Origin of the sequence: Cereibacter ovatus, assembly GCF_900207575.1 — a bacterium.
Classification (GTDB): Bacteria; Pseudomonadota; Alphaproteobacteria; order Rhodobacterales; family Rhodobacteraceae; genus Cereibacter_A; species Cereibacter_A ovatus.
Genome location: NZ_OAOQ01000021.1, coordinates 33,171 through 52,583 on the forward strand (window position 1 = coordinate 33,171; position 19,413 = coordinate 52,583).

Here is a 19,413-nt window from a genome sequence, read left to right on the forward strand (position 1 = left end):
GCGCTGAGGGGTTCTGCTTATGCCAAGCGGCGGCCGGGTTCAAACTGCCCTGCCCTGTCGCCGGTCAGCCGCGGGCATAGGCATCTTCATAGCGCAGGATGTCGTCCTCGCCGAGATAGGCGCCGGTCTGGACCTCGATCAGCACCATCGGCACCTTGCCGGGATTCTCCATCCGGTGAACCGAGCCCAGCGGCACATAGACCGACTGGTTCTCGGTCACCAGCCGCGCCTCGCCATCGACGGTGACCTTCGCCGTGCCCGCCACCACGATCCAGTGTTCGGACCGATGGTGGTGGCTTTGCAGCGACAGAACCCCCCCCGGTTTCACCAGGATGCGCTTGACCCGGAAACGATCGCCCAGCACCAGCGTCTCGAACCAGCCCCAGGGCCGGTGATCCAGCGGAAAGCTTTCGGCCTGATCGGCGCCGCGCGCCTTCATTGCGGCCACGGCTTCCTTCACCTCTTGCGCGCAGTCGCGATGCGCGACCAGCACGGCATCGGGCAGGGCCACGGCGATGATGTCGCGCAGGCCCAGCCCCACCAGTTCCAGCCCCGGTGCCTCGGATCGCAGCAGGCTGCCTTCGCAGCGGATCGCGGTGGCGGGGCCCGACAGGACATTGCCCTGCGCATCCGGCCCCGCCTCGCGCCAGACCGCCTGCCAGTCGCCCAGATCGGACCAGCCGCCCGCGAACGGCACCACGGCACGGTTCGCCGCCCGTTCCATCACCGCGCAATCGATCGAGATCGCCTCGGCCTGGCCCCAGGGATCGGGCGCGATGCGCAGGAAACCCAGATCGGGCCTGGCCTCGTCCAGCGCGCGGCGGACAGGGTCCAGCATGTCGGGCACATGGGCCGCAAAGGCCGCCAGAATGGTGCGGACCGAAAACAGGAAGATCCCGGCATTCCACAGATAGCTACCCGCATCGAACATCCGTTGCGCGGTCGCAAGGTCGGGCTTTTCGACGAACCGGGCCAGCGGCACCGGGGCAAGGCCGTCGGGGGTGGCCGACAACTCCAGCCAGCCATAGCCGGTTTCGGGCCGGGTGGGGGTGATGCCGAAGGTCACCAGATCGCCGGCCTCGGCTGCGCCCCGCCCGGCCTCGACCGCGGCGCGGAAGGCGGCCGCATCGGGCACCACATGATCCGACGGGCAGACCAGCATCAGCGCATCCGGCGTGGTGGCCGCGACATGCAGGGCGGCGGCCAGGATCGCAGGGGCGGTGTTGCGGCCTTCGGGTTCGATCAGCACGGCGCCGGGATCGATGCCCACGGCCTGAAGCTGCTCGGCCACGATGAAGCGGAAATCAGCATTGGTGACAATCACCGGCGACGCGAAGCCCGGCCCCGCCACCCGGCCCGCCGCGGCCTGAAACAGCGTCATGTCGCCGGTCAGCGGCGCGAACTGCTTGGGATAGCTTTTGCGCGACAGCGGCCAGAGCCGGGTGCCGGAGCCTCCGGAAAGCAGGACGGGAACGATGGTCGGCATCAGCGACTCCGGGAAACAGGGACCGGGGCCAGATTAGGCCCCCTGCGCGGCTTGGCAACCGGCAGAGCGGCTTGGACGCCTGCGGCCGGCCGGCTATAGGAAACGAATTGCAACGGAGATTTCCATGACCCGCCCCCTTGCCACCGTCCTCCCGAACAGCTGGGCCTTTCTGCGCGATGCGATGATCGCCCCCACCGGCTTTCGCGAATATGACGCGCGCTGGAAATATCCCGATCAGATCAACCTGCCGGGCATGACGGCGCTGGGGCTGGGCTTGGGCACGCAGATGCGGGGGCGGGGCCTGTCCGACATCGTGGTGGCAAACGACTACCGGGATTATTCGCTGGCGATCAAGCAGGCGCTGATCCTGGGGCTGATGCAGGCGGGGGTGCGGGTGCATGACATCGGGCCCGCGCTGTCGCCGATGGCCTATTTCGCGCAGTTCCATCTGGATGTGCCGGCGGTGGCGATGGTGACGGCCAGCCACAATCCGAACGGCTGGACCGGGGTGAAGATGGGTTTCCAGCGCCCGATGACCCACGGCCCCGACGAGATGGCCGAATTGCGCGACATCGTGCTGGAGGGGCGCGGCACCCCCGCCCCGGGCGGGTCTTATGTGTTCCGCGACGGTGTGCGCGAGGCCTATCTGGACGATCTGGCAGGCGGGTTCCGGCTGTCGCGGCCGCTGAAGGTGGTCTGCGCCACGGGGAACGGCACCGCCGGCGCCTTCGCGCCCGAGTTGCTGGCCCGCATCGGCGCCGAGGTCGTGCCGCTGCATTGCGAGCTGGATTACACCTTCCCCGCCTACAACCCCAACCCCGAGGCGCTGGAGATGCTGCATGACATGGCGGCGGCCGTGCGGGCTGCGGGTGCGGATCTGGCGCTGGGGTTTGACGGCGACGGCGATCGCTGCGGCGTGGTGGACGACGAAGGAGAGGAGATCTTCGCCGACAAGGTGGGGGTGATCCTTGCCCGCGATTACGCCCGGCTTCATCCGGGGGCGCGGTTCGTGGTGGATGTGAAATCCACCGGCCTTTTCGCCTCGGACCCGGTGCTGAAGGGGCTGGGCGCCACGACCGAATACTGGAAGACCGGCCACAGCTACATGAAGCGCCGCGTGTTCGAGACCGGGGCGCTGGCCGGGTTCGAGAAGTCGGGACATTATTTCCTCGCCCCCCCCGTGGGGCGCGGCTACGATTGCGGAATGCGGGTCGCGGTCGAGTTGTGCCGGCTGATGGACCGCCATCCGGGCGCGTCGATGTCGGATCTGCGCCGCGCGCTGCCCGTCACCTTCACCTCGCCCACCATGTCGCCCTTCTGCCCCGACACCGAGAAATACGGCGTGCTGTCGCGGATCGGGACGCGTCTGGAAGGGATGGCCGCCGCAGGGGCATCCCTGGGCGGGCGGAAGATCACCGGCCTTGTCACGGTGAACGGGGTGCGGGTGATGCTGGACAACGGCGGCTGGGGATTGGTGCGCGCCTCGTCGAACACGCCAAACCTGGTCGTGGTCTGCGAAAGCCCGGACAGCGCGGCGGAACTGCGCGCAATCTTCGACGATCTCGATGCGGTGATCCGCACCGAGCCGTCGGTCGGCGCCTATGACCAGCAGCTCTGATCAGGCCATCGGCGGATCGACCAAGAGCCCGCGCAGATAGCGGCCATAGTCGTTCTTCGACAACTGGTCGGCCAGCCCGCGCAGCGCCTCGGCGTCGATCCAGCCCTGGGCGAAGGCGATCTCTTCGGGGCAGCCGGTCTGCATCCCCTGCCGCAGTTGCAGCGTGCGCACGAAGTTGCCGGCATCAAGCAGGCTGCCATGGGTGCCGGTATCGAGCCAGGCAAAACCGCGCCCCATGCGCTGCACATCCAGCGTGCCTTCGGCCAGATAGATCTCGAGCAGCGAGACGATCTCCAGTTCGCCGCGCGGCGAGGGGGTGATGCGGCGCGCAAGGTCCGGCGCGCGGGCATCGAGGAAGTAAAGCCCCGTCACCGCATAGTTCGACGGCGGAACCGCCGGCTTCTCGACGATGCCGGTGGCGCGGCCGGTGCCGTCCATCGCCACCACGCCATAGCGTTCGGGATCGGCGACATGATAGCCGAAGACGGTGCCGCCGATGTCCTTGCCACTGGCTTTCGCCAGCAGATCCGGCAGACCGTGGCCAAAGAAGATGTTGTCGCCCAGAACCATGCAGGACGGATGACCGGCTAGGAAATCTTCCGCGATGGTATAGGCCTGCGCCAGACCTTCGGGCCTGGGCTGCACCAGATAGGTCAGCGAAAGCCCCCACTGGCTGCCGTCGCCCAGTGCGCGGCGGAACTGGCCGGCATCCTGCGGCGTGGTGATCACCGCGATCTCGCGGATGCCGGCCAGCATCAGCACCGACAGCGGATAGTAGATCATCGGCTTGTCATAGACCGGCATCAGCTGTTTCGACACGCCCAGCGTGATCGGATAAAGTCGCGTGCCCGATCCGCCCGCCAGAATGATGCCTTTACGAACGGTCATTCGGAAACCTCTTGAAGATCGTGCAAGACCGCGGCCAGACCCGTGCGCCAGTCGGGGCGCGACAGGCCGAAGGCCGCCAGACCGGCCGTATCCAGCCGCGAATTCAGCGGCCTCGGCGCCGTTGTCGGATAGTCCGCGGAAGGGATGTCCTGCACCTGGCAAGGCAGATCGGCCTGGCGGAAGATCTCGCGCGCGAAATCGGCCCAGCTGACATCCGGGCCGCCCGAGAAATGGCAGATGCCCGACAGATCCGGGCGCTGGCGCAGGGTTGCGGCGATGGTCAGGCAGGCGGCGGCGATATCGGCGGCCGGCGTCGGCCCGCCGATCTGGTCGCAGACCACCCGCAGCAGCGGGCGGTCCCGGCCCAGCCGCAGCATGGTCTTCACGAAATTCGTGCCATGGGCCGAAAACACCCAGGAGGTGCGCAGGATGACATGGGGGCCGCCCGCCGCGCGCACCGCCTGTTCCCCCGCCCGCTTCGACCGGCCATAGCCGCCCAGCGGATGGGTCGGATCTTCCGGCCGCCACGGCCGGTCGCCCGCGCCGTCAAAGACGTAATCGGTCGAGATATGGACGAAGGGGATCTGCAACTCGGCGCAGGCCCGTGCCATCGCGCCGGGGGCGTCGGCATTGACCACGGTGGCGGCAGCTTCCTCATCCTCGGCGCGGTCGACGGCCGTCCAGGCGGCGGCATTGATGACGGCGGCGGGCCGGGCCGCCAGGATCGCGCGGGCGCAAGCCGCAGGATCGCCCAGATCGGCCTGATCGCGACCCAGAAAGCGGGCCTCGGGCGCCCGTTTGGCCAGTTCGCGCGCCACCTGGCCCGTCTGGCCAAAGATCAGGATCATGCCCCCACCCCCAGCCGCTGCCCCACGCCCTGCCGGCCCTGAAGCGCCCGCCACCAGGGCTCGTTTTCCAGATACCAGTCCACCGTCCGCTCCAGCCCCTGATCCAGCGTGACCGAGGGCCGCCAGCCCAGTTCGCTGCGGATGCGGCTGGGGTCGATCGCATAACGCAGGTCATGGCCGGGGCGGTCAGCGACAAACGTGATCTGGTCGGCATAGGGCCGCGCCTTCGGCCGCTTGCGGTCCAGGATCGCGCAAAGCTTTTCCACAAGGTCGATGTTTCGCGCCTCGTTCTCGCCGCCGATGTTGTAGCTGCGGTGATTGGCGCCCCGCGCCAGCACGGTCAGCAGCGCATCGGCGTGATCCTCGACATAAAGCCAGTCGCGGACATTCTCGCCCCGGCCATAGACCGGGATCGGCGCGCCCGCCAAAGCCTTCAGGATCACCACCGGGATCAGCTTTTCGGGGAAGTGGAACGGGCCGTAATTGTTCGAGCAGTTGGTCAGCACATAGGGCAGGCCGTAGGTCTCGCCCCAGGCGCGCACCAGATGGTCGGACGCGGCCTTCGAGGCCGAATAGGGCGAGTTCGGCGCATAAGGCGTGTCTTCGGTGAACTGGCCGGTGGCGCCCAGACTGCCATAGACCTCATCGGTCGAGATGTGATGAAAGCGGAAGCCCGCGGGCCTGCCCTGCCCCAGCCAATGGCTGCGGGCGGCTTCCAGCAGCACATAGGTTCCGCGCACATTGGTGTCGATGAAGGCGCCGGGCCCGTCGATGGATCGGTCGACATGGCTTTCGGCCGCCAGATGCATCACCGCATCGGGGGCATGGGCGGCAAAGATCCGCGCCATGGCCGCCGCGTCGCGGATGTCGGCCTGTTCGAACGCATAGTTCGGGGAACCGGCCACGCTTTCGACATTGGCCAGGCAGGCGGCATAGGTCAGGCAATCGACATTCACGATCCGATGGCCGTCGGCAATGGCACGGCGCACAACGGCCGAGCCGATGAAACCAGCGCCCCCGGTGACAAGGATCTTCATGGCGCCTCGCAGACGAAGGGGCTGACCCAGTCAACAAAACGGGGCGCGCGGGCATCCTTGTCCGACAGCACCGCCGTTCCCGGATCGATGCCCCAGTCGATGCCCAGATCGGGATCGGCGAAATGCACCGCGCCGTCGCAGGCGGGGGCATAGATGTCGGTGGTCTTGTAAAGAACCAGCGTGTCGGGTGCCCGGGTGACGAAGCCGTGCAGGAAGCCCTTGGGGATCAGAAGCTGGCGGGCGTTCGCGGCCGAAAGCTCGACCCCCACCCAGCGGCCGAAGGTGGCCGAGCCCACCCGCACATCCACCGCCACATCAAGGATCGCACCATGGCCCACGCGCACCAGCTTGTCCTGCGCATGGGGCGGCGCCTGATAATGCAGGCCACGCACCGTGCCGGGGGCGGCGCTGATCGACTGGTTGTCCTGCACGAAGTCCAGATCCAGCCCAAGGCCCGCCAGCGTCGTGCGGCTCCAGGCTTCCTGAAAGCTGCCGCGCGCATCGCCGAACACCTTCGGCGTCAGGATCAGCACCCCCGGCAGCGCCGTCTCTTCGATCTTCACCGACAAATCCCTCGTTCAAATGCTGCCACCCTTCATCCGCCGAAACCGGCCGGGGGCGCAAGGGTCAGGCCGCCCCTGCCCGCCGCTCGACCCAGCCCAGAAAGGCCGCATCGGCCGACCGCAACCGTGGCTGGCCGCTGCGCTGCCAGAAGCCGTGCCATTCCGCCACCAGCGCATGAACATCCCAGCCGGGCATCAGCGCCCGCACCTTGTCCAGCGTCGCCTCGCGCAGGCTGGGGGCCATGCCGGGGGCCAGAACCGGCTCTCGGCGGGTGACGCAAAGGATATCACCCGGCTCTTCGGCCAGCCGGTAGCCCGGCAGCGTATCGGCCGCGATCATGTCGCGGATCATCTTGCGAAACACCCGGAGCGGCGAGGCCGACCCCGACTTCTTGCACAGCGTCGCGATCGAGACCCGCCATTCCGGCTGCTGGCCGCAGTGCTTGCGCGCCAGTTCGTAGATCCGCCGTTCCAGGGGCTTTCTCAGCCGGAAGTAATCGCGGCTGAGGGTCAGCACCGATTTCGTCAGCACCGCCTGAAACAGCCATTCCGACAGCGTGACCACCACCTGCACCATGCGGCCGCCCCGCGTGCGGCGCACGATCTGCCAGCTTTCGATCAGGCCGAAGCCGGTGGTGATCTCGTGCCCGCCCTGCATGATGTTGGTGGTGATACGGGTGCCGGCCAGCCGCTCGAACGCCTCGCGCAGGCGCTGGTAGCCGTCGCCGCTGGTCTCGCGCTGGGTGGCGGTCATCAGGTCATGCGCGGTCAGATGCAGCCTGCGCCCGATGGCGCGGCCGGCATTCAGCCCGGCCATCAGCTGGCTGATGCAGTAGATCAGGATGTCCTTGTCAAACAGCGTGGCCAGCCCCCGGACCGACGGCGTCACGGTGATGCGCACCCCGTTGTGGGAATAGTCGAGAACGCGCAGATCGGGACGGGTGGCCAGCGAGAACACCGGATGTTCCATCGAGGCCATGTCGTCCTTGGGCAGCGCATCAAGGATGTCGCAGATGAAGAAATCCGCCGTCTCGGGCTGCGGGGCCGGGACGCCCTCGGCCTCGACCACCGCCGGGGCCGCGCCCCCTCCGGATCCGTCCGCGCCCGGGGCTGCTTGCGCACCCCGTCGCGCGGCGGCCGGCTTTCGCCTTCCGCCTGTCGTCTGCATGTCCATTCGCCTGTGCCTGCTCGATGATGCGGCCCCCGATGTGTCCCCGGGATGTCTCGCGCCTTCGTGGTTTCGATGACACCCAGCCTACGGCAAGCCCCCCCGTCCGTCCAGCATGGCAAGCAGCGCACGGTGCCGATCATCGGGGTTCCGGAGTCGGAGAAGCGTGGGTTCAGAGTCGGATCATCGGGGTTCCAGAGTCGCCTCCAGCCCCGGAACCGGAAAGTTCGCGTTTTTTGACAAAGGCTTGGCGAAAGCCACCGGGCCCTGTAACTATATATAACCCAGAACTAACTGATGCAGCCTGGACACGCTTGTGCAAAACCCGCAGGGAAGGCGCGCAGGATCTGTCAGAAATATGCCTTGAAAATCAAAAATCTGTTCGGCCATGTGCGCTGAAAATTGCAATATCGCCAAAAAGGTGATACTTGCGATGAAAGCAGGCAGATAACCCGGAAACAGGGGATGGACATGGCAGAGGCGGCAGGGCGAAAGACGGTCGGGCGGGGCCGGGCAGAGATCCGCAAGGCAGGCAGTCCCAAAGAGCCGCTGGCACCGCTGCCGCCCTATTTCAACATCTCGCCCGACGCCGCCCTGGCCGAGCTTGAGGCGCCGCTGACCACCGCGGGCTTTGCCGAGATCGCCGAAGCCTGCACCCGCGGGCGGGATGATCTGGCCTCGCGCGGGCTGGACGAGGAAGGGCGCAAAAGTCTGCGGCTGTTCTCGACATGGGAGATCACACGCTATCTGATCCCGGTTGCCACCGCGCATTTCCGCCGCGTGCTGAAGGCCAATCCCGACCTGCCGCAGGGCATCTCGGAAACCGAGGGCGGGGCCAAGTGGTTCACGCTGGACGAGGTGCTTCGCCTGCGCGCCCATTTTGCCGCCGAAGGATCGAAGGCCAAGGAATACCGCCCCTACCGCCCCGCGGGGTTGCCGGCCAAACTGGTGGCGGTGGCGAACTTCAAGGGCGGGGTCGGCAAGACCTCGACCGCGGCGCATCTGGCCATGTCGGCGGCGCTGGATGGCTACAAGGTGCTGGTGATCGACCTGGACAGCCAGGGCTCGATGACCTCGATCTTCGGGGGGCGGATCGCGGACGAATGGGGCACGGTGTTCCCACTGCTGGCCCGCCATTACGCCGGCCACCTGCAAGCGGAAAACCGGGCGCGGGTGTCGCGCGGCGACCCGCCGGTGCCGATGGACGAGACCCTGACCGAGGCGCAGAAGATCCGCGCGGGCGATCTGATCGCGAAGACCCACTGGCCCAACATCGACCTGATCGGGGCGCAGCTGAACCTGTATTGGGCCGAGTTCCAGATCCCGGTCTGGCGGATGCAGGGGCGCGGCTGGAAGCTGTGGGATGCACTGACCGATGTGCTGGCCGAAGACGGGGTGCTGGATCGCTATGACGTGATCTTCATCGACACGCCCCCTGCCCTTGGCTATCTGACCATCAACGGGCTGGCCGCCGCCGACATCCTGCTGGTGCCGCTGGGGGCCTCGTTTCTGGAGTTCGACTCGACGGGGCGGTTCTTTGACATGCTCCATTCCACCTTCCGCTCGATCGAAGAGGGCGAGAACATCGCCGCCCGGGCGCTCGGGCGCGAAGAGCTGTCGTTCGAATGGGATGCGGTGCGCGCGGTGCTGACGCGCTTTGACGGCGCGCAGCAGGGCGAGATGGCGGCCTTGATGCAGGCCTATATGGGCCGCACCATGAGTTCGGTCCGGCAGGATTTCACCGCCCTGATCGGTCAGGCCGGCGAGCAGGTGAACGGCATCTACGAGGCCGATTACCGCGACTTCAACCGCGACACCTATATCCGCGGCCGCGAGACCTTCGATGCCACCTATGCCGCCTTCAAGCGGCTTCTGGTGGGCATCTGGCGGCGCGAGGAACTGGCGGCGAAAGCAGCGGCCGAATGATCCGCGGGGCGCAAAATGTTTCGCGCGCGAAACAAGTGACGATGGGGCTGGCCGGGGCAGGTGATGGCCATTTGTTTCGCGCGCGAAACAAATCGGCGGCCAAGGCGACGGAAAGGACAGGCTGATGGCCAAGCGCAAGCGACTGACAGTGCCCGCTTTCGGCGGTTTTGCCGCCCCGCCCCCGCCCGAGGCCAAACCCGCCCTGGGTCCCGGTCTGGCCCCTGCCCCGATCAGCCGCGTGACCGGCGAGGCGGCCGCGACGGCGGCGCTGCGCGAAGTGGCCGAGGAACTGACATCGGCCCGGACCGAAGGCCGGCTGGTGTTGCGGATCGACCTTGACCGGATCGAGGAAGGCTGGCTGGTTCGCGACCGGCTGGGCATCGATGCCGAGGAACTCGACAGTCTGATGACCAGCCTTGCCGCCCATGGCCAGCGCAGCCCGATCGAGGTGGCCGAGATGGGCGAGGGCCGGTTCGGGCTGATTTCGGGCTGGCGTCGAGTGACCGCGCTGCGCCGCCTGCGCGACCGCACCGGCGAGGATCGGTTCGCAAGCGTTCTGGCGATCCTGCGTCGCCCCGATACCGCCGCCGAAGCCTATGTGGCGATGGTCGAGGAAAACGAGATCCGCCTGGGGCTTTCGTATTTCGAACGCGCCCGCATCGCGGCCAAGGCGGTCGAGGCCGGGGTGTTTCCCACCGAAAAGCTGGCGCTGCAAAAGCTGTATGCCGCGGCCAGCCGGGCGAAACGGTCGAAGATCGGATCGTTTCTGGGCATCTTCCATGCGCTTGGCGGGGCGTTGGCCTTCCCCTCGGCGCTGCCGGAACGGCTGGGTCTGATGCTGGCCCGCGCGCTTGAGGACGATCCGGACCTTGCCGGGCGTCTGCGCGCCGAACTGGCCGCTGTCGCCCCCGCGACAGCCGAGGCGGAACAGGCGCTGATCGCCGCTGCGGTCACCGAAGCGCCCGGGGGGGAAGTGCCCGAACCCCCGGCCGAACCCCCTGCCCCGCCCGCCGATCCGAAACCGGCCAAGCCCCGCCCCCCGTCCGATGCGGCCGAGATCCGTCCCGGCCTGTTCCTGAAAGGTGCGAAGCCTGGCGAGGTGGTGCTTTATGGCCCGGCGGTCGATGCGGGCTTTCGCGACCGGCTGCGCGACTGGCTGGCCGGGCAGGTCTAGCGGGCGTTGCAGGGGCTGCGTGCGCTGGCCACACCGGGCCTTCATCCGCAGCCCCTAGCCTCTCGGCCCATCCGGTGCCGAAGGGGTTTTGCATGTCCGACACGTCTCCCATCCTGTCGCTTCCCTATATCCTGCCCTCGCAGGCGCAGAAGCATGTCACCCACAACGAGGCGATCCGGCTGCTGGATGCGCTGGTGCAGTCGGCGGTGATCGACCGCGATCGGACCGCGCCGCCCGCCGCCCCCGCGCCGGGCGCCCGCCATCTGGTCGCCGCGGGCGCGACAGGGCCCTGGGCGGGGCAGGATGGCCGGCTGGCGGTCTGGGACGGCGAAAGCGCGCTTTGGCGTTTTCTGGTGCCGGTGCAGGGCTGGCAGTGTTTCGTGCTGGCCGAAGGGATCGGGCTGGTTTTCACCGCCACCGGCTGGCAGGTTCTCAGCCGGCTGGCGCCGGAATTTCCGCAACTGGGCATCGCCACATCGGCCGATCAGACCAACCGTCTGGCGGTGGCGTCGCCCGCGACGCTGCTGACCCATGCCGGTGCCGGACATCAGGTGAAGGTGAACAAGGCGGCTGCGGGCGAAACCGCAAGCCTGCTGTTCCAGTCGAACTGGTCGGGCCGGGCCGAGATGGGTCTGGCGGGCAATGATGATTTCTCGGTGAAGGTCAGCCCCGACGGCAGCGCCTTCCTGACCGCGCTTCAGGCGGATCGCGCGACGGGGCGGGTGACGCTGCCGGGGGGGCTGACGCTGGACGGCACGCTGACGGGCGGCGCGGTGCAGGACGCGCCGGCGGATGCGACCGCGGGGCGGCTGCTGACGGTGGGGGCCTTCGGGCTGGGCGGGCTGGCGCCGCTGATCGGCAATGCCTCGGTGACCGATGGCTCGATCGTGCCGGGGTTTCATGCCTATGACACCACCCTTGGCAGCAGCGGCGGCCCCACCGGCACCAAGACCGGCATCCTGCTGCATCAGCGGCGCGCGGCCGGGGGGGGCGAGGTTCAGCTTCTGATCGTCGACAGCGCGACGTCTTCGGCCAGTACGCCCGGGATCACCTTTTCGCGGTCGCGTGCCGCCGGTGCCTGGTCGGTCTGGTATCCAGGCGGCATCGTGGCCAGCAACAGCAACGCCAATGGCCGCTTCATCCGCCATCAGGACGGAACGCAGACCTGCTGGCAAAGTGTCACCACCTCGACCTCGGCCGAGGTGACGGCGACGTTTCCGGTGGGGTTCTCCACCACCAGCGGGCTGATCACCACGACCGGGGTGAACAGCCCCGCCGCAGCCGCAATCACCGCCCGCGTCACGGGGCGGACCACGACAGGCGTCAGTGTCTCGGCGTTCGATGCCGCCAGTCTGCGGGTGCAGGCGACGGTCGAACTGATCTCGATGGGCCGCTGGTACTGAGCCTTATTCCCGAGGCAGGGGATCGTCCGGCAGGGTGAAGAAGAAATCCCCCGGCAGATCCCTGTCCAACAGATCGTCGGGGATCGTGTCCGGCCCGGCCATGAACACGGCCGAGCCGAAATGTGGCTGCATCCGGCACAGCTTTTCCATCCGCGGCCCGGTCAGGTCGCGGAAGAAGGCTTCGGGTTCGGGCGTGGCGCGCAATTCGGCGATCCGGGCGCGATGGGCCGCGACCGCGGCCTCGTGCGCGGCCCCGATCGCGGGATCGGCCAGCAGCCGGTCCATTTCTGCCCGCAGGCGGGGTTGCATCCGCAGCGCGCGGCGATCCTCGTCGATGTTGTGGTTCATGCGGAACCAGTAGCTCAGCCCCTGGTCGCGCTCGACATGGTTCACCCGGCCGCGGTCGCGCTTGACCAGAAAGCTTTCGGCCGAGCGCACGGCATAATGGTTCAGCGTCACCCAGTCATAGCCCACCGTGGCCGCGTTCGACCGCCAGCCGGTGCGGAACATCTCTTTCGGCATCGGTTGCCCCGATCCGTTCAGCCAGCGCACCCGGTCCCACAGGTCGGGTTTCAGCCCCTTGGGCCGATGCACCCCCAGCTTCTTGTAAAGCCCCAGATTGCGGAACAGCGTCTTGAAGCCCCAGGCCTGATGCGGCTTGGGCGCATGTTCGGGGGCACAGCGGGTGAATTGTTCCGTAACGCAACGGTCCTGATAGTGGTGGACCCCGGCATTGCCGAACAGCCGCCAGGTCAGCGAGATCAGATTGGCATCCCCCATTGCCGCGTAAAGGTCGGCCAACGTGCCCTGGCCCAGATGGACGGTGATGAATTCATCGACATCCATGCAGATCAGCCAGTCGGCCTTCTGGATCAGCGGCTCTGACTCGGCGGCTTGCAGGGCTGCGTGCTGCGGCCGCAGCCCCATTTCCCGAAAAGGATTTTCACGGTGCTGCACAAGACCGCGGTCCTGCAACAGATCCAGCATCCTGTCGGTGCCATCGGTGCAGTCGTTGGTGTAGATCAGGAAGTCCTCGACCCCGATCATCCGGTGCCAGGCCAGCCATTCCAGAATGAAGGGGCCTTCGTTCTTCATCGTGGTCACGATTGCCGTGCGCGGCTCCGCGGCAGCGGGCGCCCGCAGGCTGGATACCGGGGGGCGCACCGGGCGATGACCCAGCCGCGCGGCCAGCGCCAGCAGCGCCGGGTCTTCGATCAGGCTGGATTTGGGCACCAGTTCGCCGGTGGCCCGCCCCGGAAGCTGGATCGCCATCGCGCGCCAGAACGCCACCACATCGGTCGGCCCGGGCCGCCGATACGAGATCCGCACCTGCCGCCAGGTGTTTTCCAGCCCGGCCTTTTCGGGCGCGACACCCCAGCGGGCGATGCCGCGGCGCAGATCGAACGGGTGGCAGATGTGATCGCCGAACCGCGCCTCGGCGCCGGAACGCAGCCGCCAGGGATAGATCCGCCGCCCCACCAGCAGCACCGTGCCCTGATCGGCCTGCACGCAGAGATCGAAGGCCCGTGGCGCACCTTCGGCCCGCGGGCACAGCAGATCGGTCGCATCCAGCGCCAGCACCGCCCGCGCGGCGGACAGGAACCGCCATTTCATCGCCTCCCACAGCGCAGGCTCGCCCAGGGGGCCGCGCAGGCGGTCTTCGGGCGGCGGGCCCATCAGCTCTTTGCCCGGCGCGTCAGGCGCCAGGAAGGGATGCGACAGCGCCCCCATTCCAGGCTTGCCCAGAGGCTGCGGGCAATCGAGCAGCACCACCGTCAGGTCGCAGCCCTGAAGCGCCGCCTCCAGCCGGGCGGGCAGATCGGCGGGCGCCTCTGGCAGGCGGTTCACGATCAGCGCGGCATCCGCGCCATGTTCGGCGGCATGCCAGCGCAGCCCCTCGGCCAGTTGGGTGGCGGTTTCGCCGATGCGGAAGGCAAGGATGGTGTTCAGCCCGGCAAACAGGTCAGGCTCGGCGGGGCAGGGGGCCGGCACCAGCCGCCCGCCGTCCGCCAGCGCCACCGGGCCGGTGCCGTCCGCCACCAGCATGGCCGCGCCGCCGATCTCGCGGATCTCGACCACCTGCCGGCATCCGGGCGCACCTTCGGCGGCAAAGGCCGCAGCGCCGGTGCCCGCGGCGGTGAACAGCCGCAACCGACCGTCGGGCGTTTCCACCGCCTCGATCAGCCGCAGGCCCTGCATCTCCTGCGCGGCCATCCGGCGCCGGATCACGCGTGCCATGCCTGCCGCCCCCCAAAAGGAATTGAAAGCAATTGCCGGGCCGGCCCTTTCGCCCCGGCCGCGCCCTTATTCCACGCGCAGATCGGGCCGGCAAGCGCGGGTCCGGCCTTGGCAAGGCACGCGGATCGCTTCACCATGGGCAAAAAGGACACCATCGTGGCAACACCGGATTATCAGATCGCGGCACTCTGGATCGGCGGCGATCTGAGCTTTCTTGAACAGTTGTGCCTGAAGTCGTTCCTCGACGCGGGCCATCACGTCCGGCTTTATTCCTACGAGCCGATCGGCAATGCCCCCGAGGGGGTCGAGATGTCCGACGCCGCCGGGATCCTGCCGCGGGCCGATATCCTGCGCCATGAACGCACGCACAGCCCGGCGCTGCATTCCGACCTGTTCCGCTACCGGCTGCTGGCGGCCGAGGATCGCACGATCTGGGCCGATACCGATGCCTATTGCGTGAAGCGGTTCCAGACCCCCACCGGGCATTTCTTCGGCTGGGAATCCGACAAGCACATCAACGGTGGCGTGCTGGGCCTGCCCCCGGACAGCGCGGCGCTGGCGGAATTGCTGGACTTCACCGCCGACCCCTACGCGATCCCCGACTGGTTCGAGCCCGCGGAACGCGACCGGCTGGCCGCACTGCGCGAGGCCGGCACCCCCGTCCATGCCGGCGAGATGCCCTGGGGTGTCTGGGGGCCCCATGCGCTGACCCATTTCCTGCACCGGACCGGCGAGGCCCGCCATGCGCTGCCGCGGGTGGCGCTTTATCCCTTCGCCTATCGCGACCGGGCGCTGATGCTGCGCCCCGGGCTGGACCCTGCGCCCTATGTCACCGACGAGACCTTCTCGATCCATTTCTACGGGCGGCGGATGCGGGCACGGCTGCGCGAGAAATTCGACGGACTGCCGCGGCCGCGCAGCCTGATCGGCCAGCTTCTGAAACGCCACGGCATCGACCCGGCGCTGGCGCCGCTGCCGCCGGCCCTGCACGCCGCCCCCCCCGACGAGGACGAGGACTGATCCCGCCGCCCGGCGCCGGAGCTATTTCCCCGACCAGTCGCGATACCAAGCGACAAAGCGCGCGATGCCTTCGCGCACATCGGTCTGGGGGCGGTAGCCGGTCAGGCGCTGCAAAAGCCCGGCATCGGCCCAGGTGGCCGGCACGTCGCCCACCTGCATCGGCATGTAGTTGCGGATCGCGCGCCGGCCGAGGCTGTGTTCGATCGCCTCGATGAAATCCAGCAGCCGCACCTTTTCCGAATTGCCGATGTTGACGATGCGGAACGGCGCTACCGGCGACAGGCTGTCGCCCTCGACCGCGGTTTCCGGCCCGCCCGGCACCGCATCGATCAGGAAGCGGATCGCGCGCACCAGATCCTCGACATAGGTAAAGTCGCGCCACATCTCGCCGTGGTTGTAGATGTCGATCGGCCGCCCATCCAGGATCGCCTCGACAAAGCGGAACAGCGCCAGATCCGGCCGCCCCCAGGGACCATAGACGGTGAAAAAGCGGAACATGGTGATCGGCACGCCATGCACATGGGCCCAGGCGTGGCCCATGCTTTCATTGGCCTTCTTGGTTGCGGCATAGATCGTCAGCTGGCTGTCGGCCTTGTCGGCTTCGCGAAATGGCATCGTCTCGTTCGCGCCATAGACCGACGAGGTCGAGGCCATCATCAGATGGCCGACCCGCAGCCTGCGTGCGGCCTCCATCACGGTGAAGCTGCCGATGATGTTGGCATCCAGATAGGCGCGCGGATTTTCCACCGAATAGCGCACCCCGGCCTGCGCCGCGAGATGGACGATGATCTCTGGCGCGAAGTCGTCGGCCACCCGGTCGAACAGGGCCTGATCCTCCAGCATGCCTTCGGTGGCCGAGAAATTGCCGTCCTGCAACAGCATCGCATGGCGCCGCCGCTTCAGCGCCACATCGTAATAGTCGGTCATCCCGTCATAGCCATGGACACGGAAACCCTCGGCCAGAAGCAGCCGGGCCAGATGAAAGCCGATGAAGCCGGCGGTGCCGGTGACGAGGATGCGGGTCAAGACAGCACTCCTTTTGCAAGCGGCGACGGTGCGGGGCGCGAGGCCGCAGCCCTCGTTTCGTCCGACCATAGCCGGCCCGCGGTACGGGTGGAAGGTGACCCACCCTGTCCCGTGCCCGTCTGTCCCGTTGCCCGTCTGTCCCGTGCCCGTGTCGTCTGTCCGTGTCGTTCCATGCCCGCGGCCCTCAGGCGAGAAGCGGTTGCCCTTAACGAGCAAGCAGCGTCAGCGCGATCTGGCCCGAACTGTAGGTGCTGCCCGCTGAAATTTCGGAACGGACCAGGAAAGTCTTGATCAATTTTTCCCGTGACTCGGCATCCTTGAACTGGGATGCCGAATTGCTGCCGAACATGGCTTGGGCCTTGTCCTTGTAGACCGCGAGCTGCCGGTCGAGATCGACCGACGCAAATTGTTGCGGCAAACCGAAGGCCCCGTCGAAGACCGCACGCAGCGATTTGGACCCGAGGATGCTGAACCACTTGGCATTCTCGCTCATGGTCTCGGAGGCCAGGGCCCCGATTTCACGGTTCAGGCTCAGCGCGAGGCCCATGTTCTCGTCCAGATTGCCCACCGCCGTCTCGAAACTGCGGGTCCGGAACTGCTCGGTGATCTTCTTTGCGAACCCGTCCGAGGCGGTGCCGGGGCTGCCTGTCCCGTCCAGGGCGAAAGCCTTCGCAAGGGCATGCCATCGCTTGTCGGACAGCCTGTTGGCCAGCGCGGTCTTTTCCGTCGTCCCGTCGGTAAGAACCTTCTTGATCAGGGCTTTGCCGTTGATCGCCTCTTCAAGACCGAAGGCCCCCAGTGCGACCTTGAGCAGTCGGTAGTCCGACACCAGATCCTCGGGCGTGCGGACGCTGCCGATCTTCGCGGCGAAATAGTCCACATCTTTCTGAATCTGCGGGGTCTGGTCGTGGCTTGCCCGCTGCCGCTCCATCGTGCGCTCAAGCAAGCGCCAGCCGGCATATCCCGACAGGGGAAGAACCGGCTGGAAACTCATTGGCGGCCGCCTGCCGTGGCCAGGAGCCGCGCCTCGCGTGGCAGAAGGCTGCGCAGCGCCTTCAGGGTCTGATAGTGCTGCCCGGCCAGAAGGGCCTCGGTCGCAAGACCCAGTTGCGCCCGGCTGTCGGGATCGGTCAGCGCCTGACTGAGCTGTTCTATCCCGCGCAGCAGTTGCGGCCGGATGTCGTCCATCGTGGAATCCCCCGACAGGACAAGCTGGGCCATGTAGCACAGCCGCCGGACCGGCGTGTTCGCCTCTTCGGGGCGGATGGCGTCGCGCTGGCGCAGGATGACGGAATTCGGGGTCATCACCGAAATCCGGGTGCGTCGGTCGCCGTTTTCGATCACGGCGCCGTTGATCATCACCCGTTCGCCGGGGCCAAGCCGCAGGACAAGGCCGCTCATGTTGCGCCCCCCTGACCGGCAAGACCGCGCATCATCGCGGTGTTGATGTCGATCAGCAGGTCGGTGTTGGCTTCGCGCGCCAGCACTTTGGACGACTGTTGCTGGACGACCTCGTAAAGGTAGAAGATCCCCGCCCGCAACTCGCGCGGGAGGCCGTTTTCGGGATGGGCCACATCCACGGCAAAGCGGCTCCAGAGTTCTCGGTTCTGTGTGATCGCCTGGGCGAGGGCGGGAAAGCCGAGGGGATCGGCCGGGTCCGCCTCTTTCAACTGGGCGGTGACCTTGGCGAGGATCGCATATTCGGTGGATCGCGGCGTGCGCGCCGAACCCGGGCCCGCCGCGCCATAGGCGGTCCGGGCCATCGTGGAAGTATTCACGGTCTGTCCTTCCGTGTCTGGGAGCGTCTTGCTCTACCGGAGGGGCCGGAGCGTTTCGCCCCGGCCCGCCGGGACTTAGCGGAACAGCGACAGGATGTTCTGCGGCGCCTGGTTCGCGATCGACAGCGACTGCGTGGCCAGCTGCTGCTGGACCTGCAGCGCCTGCAGCTTGGCCGAGGCGGCTTCCATGTCGGCGTCGACCATCGAGCTGATCCCGTTCTTGAGCGAGTCGACAAGCTTGCCAACGAACTCTTTCTGATCGGTCACGCGCGATGCCGCCGCACCCAGCGTCGCCGCCCCTTCGATGGCCGTGTCGATCAGGGCTTCGATCTCACCGACTGCCGTCAGGGCCGAGGCCTTGTCTGCCACGGCGGTGACCCCGGCCGCATCGACATTGGCCTCGAAATCGGGGCCGGTGACCGTGATCGAGACCGCCGTGGTCGCGACCGTGCCGCTTGTGCGGTCGAGCGAGGCCAGCACGTCATAGGTAGCGCCGCCGTTGCCGATGTCGGTCTTGAGCAGGGCGATCCCGTTCAGCTGCGAGCCATCGATGATCGCGGTGATCTGGTCGCTTTTGGCCTTGATGGCATCCTGCACCTTGTCGAAATCCGCGGTGTCGTTGGCGGCGCCCGCCGCCAGATCCTTCATGTCCTTCAGAAGGCCGACGATCTGTTCCGCACCGGCCACACCGACGGCGAGGGTGGATTCGGCCACCGACAGCTGGTCACCGATAACCTTGAAGCTGGATGCGTCGGTATCCATCACCTTCGCGATCGACCAGATCGCGGCATTGTCCTTCGCCGAGGCGATGCTTTTGCCGGTCGAGATCTCGTTCTGCGTCTTCGACAGGCCGGTGTTGATCGTCTTCAGGGTTTGCAGCGCGACCATGGCGCTGGAGTTGGTCAGGATGCTGGACATTGCTGTCACCTTTCGAAATGGACGCTCGGCGTCGTTGGGTTTCGCCGCAAGGCTTGCGGCACGTCGAGTCGTTCTGACCCCGCGGCGGCAGTCCCTGACGCGCCCCGCGTCGCCCTGATCGGGGCGCAAGAGCACCGTCGCCGTCTCGGGTAAAGGCCAAGCTAACGGCACAGCCCCTTGAAAACGGCTTTCGAGTCAAATTGTTGGCTCACCTTTCCGACCGGCAGTGACGGCGCGCGCGATCCCCACGCAGGACGTTCACGGGCCTTGGGTCCGGGGGCAGGCATGCGGCAGGCAGCCTTGTCATGCGGGATCTGGCCGG

Annotated in this window: 17 protein-coding genes; 5 read left to right on the forward strand and 12 right to left on the reverse strand. The window is 67.3% G+C overall.

What is annotated here, in order from left to right:
- Positions 1-64: 64 nt before the first annotated feature.
- The gene (locus CRO07_RS15835) at positions 65-1,486 is read right to left on the reverse strand and encodes a mannose-1-phosphate guanylyltransferase/mannose-6-phosphate isomerase (protein WP_097031631.1); all 1,422 of its coding nucleotides are present in this window, start codon (positions 1,484-1,486) and stop codon (positions 65-67) included.
- A gap of 124 nt (positions 1,487-1,610) precedes the next feature.
- Here CRO07_RS15835 and CRO07_RS15840 point away from each other — a divergent pair, with 124 nt between their 5' ends.
- Complete coding sequence (locus CRO07_RS15840; RefSeq protein WP_097031632.1) at positions 1,611-3,104, forward strand: phosphomannomutase/phosphoglucomutase; 1,494 nt, start codon at positions 1,611-1,613, stop codon at positions 3,102-3,104.
- Here CRO07_RS15840 and rfbA read toward each other — a convergent pair whose 3' ends face one another.
- The 5 genes from rfbA to CRO07_RS15865 form a co-directional block, all read right to left on the reverse strand.
- Positions 3,105-3,992, reverse strand: coding sequence for a glucose-1-phosphate thymidylyltransferase RfbA (rfbA, locus tag CRO07_RS15845; RefSeq protein WP_097031633.1), 888 nt, complete (start codon positions 3,990-3,992; stop codon positions 3,105-3,107).
- Positions 3,989-4,840, reverse strand: coding sequence for a dTDP-4-dehydrorhamnose reductase (rfbD, locus tag CRO07_RS15850; RefSeq protein WP_097031634.1), 852 nt, complete (start codon positions 4,838-4,840; stop codon positions 3,989-3,991). Before rfbD ends, rfbA begins: the two co-directional genes overlap by 4 nt.
- Complete coding sequence (gene rfbB / locus CRO07_RS15855) at positions 4,837-5,877, reverse strand: dTDP-glucose 4,6-dehydratase (protein WP_097031635.1); 1,041 nt, start codon at positions 5,875-5,877, stop codon at positions 4,837-4,839. The genes rfbD and rfbB overlap by 4 nt, the downstream gene beginning before the upstream one ends.
- Positions 5,874-6,440, reverse strand: coding sequence for a dTDP-4-dehydrorhamnose 3,5-epimerase (gene rfbC, locus CRO07_RS15860; RefSeq protein ID WP_097031656.1), 567 nt, complete (start codon positions 6,438-6,440; stop codon positions 5,874-5,876). Before rfbC ends, rfbB begins: the two co-directional genes overlap by 4 nt.
- Before the next feature lie 64 nt (positions 6,441-6,504).
- Positions 6,505-7,419: a replication initiator protein A gene (locus CRO07_RS15865; RefSeq protein ID WP_097031657.1), complete on the reverse strand. Its 915-nt coding sequence runs from the start codon at positions 7,417-7,419 to the stop codon at positions 6,505-6,507.
- 660 nt (positions 7,420-8,079) lie between these two features.
- Here CRO07_RS15865 and CRO07_RS15870 point away from each other — a divergent pair.
- The 3 genes from CRO07_RS15870 to CRO07_RS15880 all read left to right on the forward strand — a co-directional run bounded on the left by CRO07_RS15870 (position 8,080) and on the right by CRO07_RS15880 (position 12,111).
- Positions 8,080-9,534: an AAA family ATPase gene (locus CRO07_RS15870; RefSeq protein WP_097031658.1), complete on the forward strand. Its 1,455-nt coding sequence runs from the start codon at positions 8,080-8,082 to the stop codon at positions 9,532-9,534.
- Positions 9,535-9,658: 124 nt separating this feature from the next.
- Complete coding sequence (locus CRO07_RS15875; RefSeq protein WP_097031636.1) at positions 9,659-10,708, forward strand: ParB/RepB/Spo0J family partition protein; 1,050 nt, start codon at positions 9,659-9,661, stop codon at positions 10,706-10,708.
- 92 nt (positions 10,709-10,800) lie between these two features.
- On the forward strand, positions 10,801-12,111 hold the full coding sequence (locus CRO07_RS15880) for a DUF2793 domain-containing protein (protein WP_097031637.1): 1,311 nt from the start codon (positions 10,801-10,803) through the stop codon (positions 12,109-12,111).
- A gap of 3 nt (positions 12,112-12,114) precedes the next feature.
- On the opposite strand, the gene CRO07_RS15885 is transcribed toward CRO07_RS15880, so the two are convergent.
- A complete protein-coding gene (locus CRO07_RS15885; RefSeq protein ID WP_097031638.1) occupies positions 12,115-14,349 on the reverse strand; it encodes a glycosyltransferase family 2 protein in 2,235 nt (744 codons plus the stop codon).
- 135 nt (positions 14,350-14,484) lie between these two features.
- On the opposite strand from CRO07_RS15885, the gene CRO07_RS15890 reads away from it, so the two are divergent.
- Positions 14,485-15,369, forward strand: coding sequence for a glycosyltransferase family 32 protein (locus CRO07_RS15890; protein WP_097031639.1), 885 nt, complete (start codon positions 14,485-14,487; stop codon positions 15,367-15,369).
- Positions 15,370-15,390: 21 nt separating this feature from the next.
- Here the strand turns inward: CRO07_RS15890 and CRO07_RS15895 are convergent, their stop codons facing one another.
- The 5 genes from CRO07_RS15895 to CRO07_RS15915 all read right to left on the reverse strand — a co-directional run bounded on the left by CRO07_RS15895 (position 15,391) and on the right by CRO07_RS15915 (position 19,091).
- Positions 15,391-16,395 carry an NAD-dependent epimerase/dehydratase family protein gene (locus CRO07_RS15895; protein WP_097031640.1) on the reverse strand — a complete coding sequence of 335 codons (1,005 nt, stop codon included), beginning with the start codon at positions 16,393-16,395 and terminating at the stop codon, positions 15,391-15,393.
- A gap of 205 nt (positions 16,396-16,600) precedes the next feature.
- Complete coding sequence (locus CRO07_RS15900; RefSeq protein WP_097031641.1) at positions 16,601-17,389, reverse strand: DUF1217 domain-containing protein; 789 nt, start codon at positions 17,387-17,389, stop codon at positions 16,601-16,603.
- Complete coding sequence (gene flbT / locus CRO07_RS15905) at positions 17,386-17,796, reverse strand: flagellar biosynthesis repressor FlbT (protein WP_097031642.1); 411 nt, start codon at positions 17,794-17,796, stop codon at positions 17,386-17,388. The genes CRO07_RS15900 and flbT overlap by 4 nt, the downstream gene beginning before the upstream one ends.
- Positions 17,793-18,158: a flagellar biosynthesis regulator FlaF gene (flaF, locus tag CRO07_RS15910; RefSeq protein WP_097031643.1), complete on the reverse strand. Its 366-nt coding sequence runs from the start codon at positions 18,156-18,158 to the stop codon at positions 17,793-17,795. Before flaF ends, flbT begins: the two co-directional genes overlap by 4 nt.
- 90 nt (positions 18,159-18,248) lie before the next feature.
- A complete protein-coding gene (locus tag CRO07_RS15915) occupies positions 18,249-19,091 on the reverse strand; it encodes a flagellin N-terminal helical domain-containing protein (protein WP_097031644.1) in 843 nt (280 codons plus the stop codon).
- Positions 19,092-19,413: the final 322 nt, after the last annotated feature.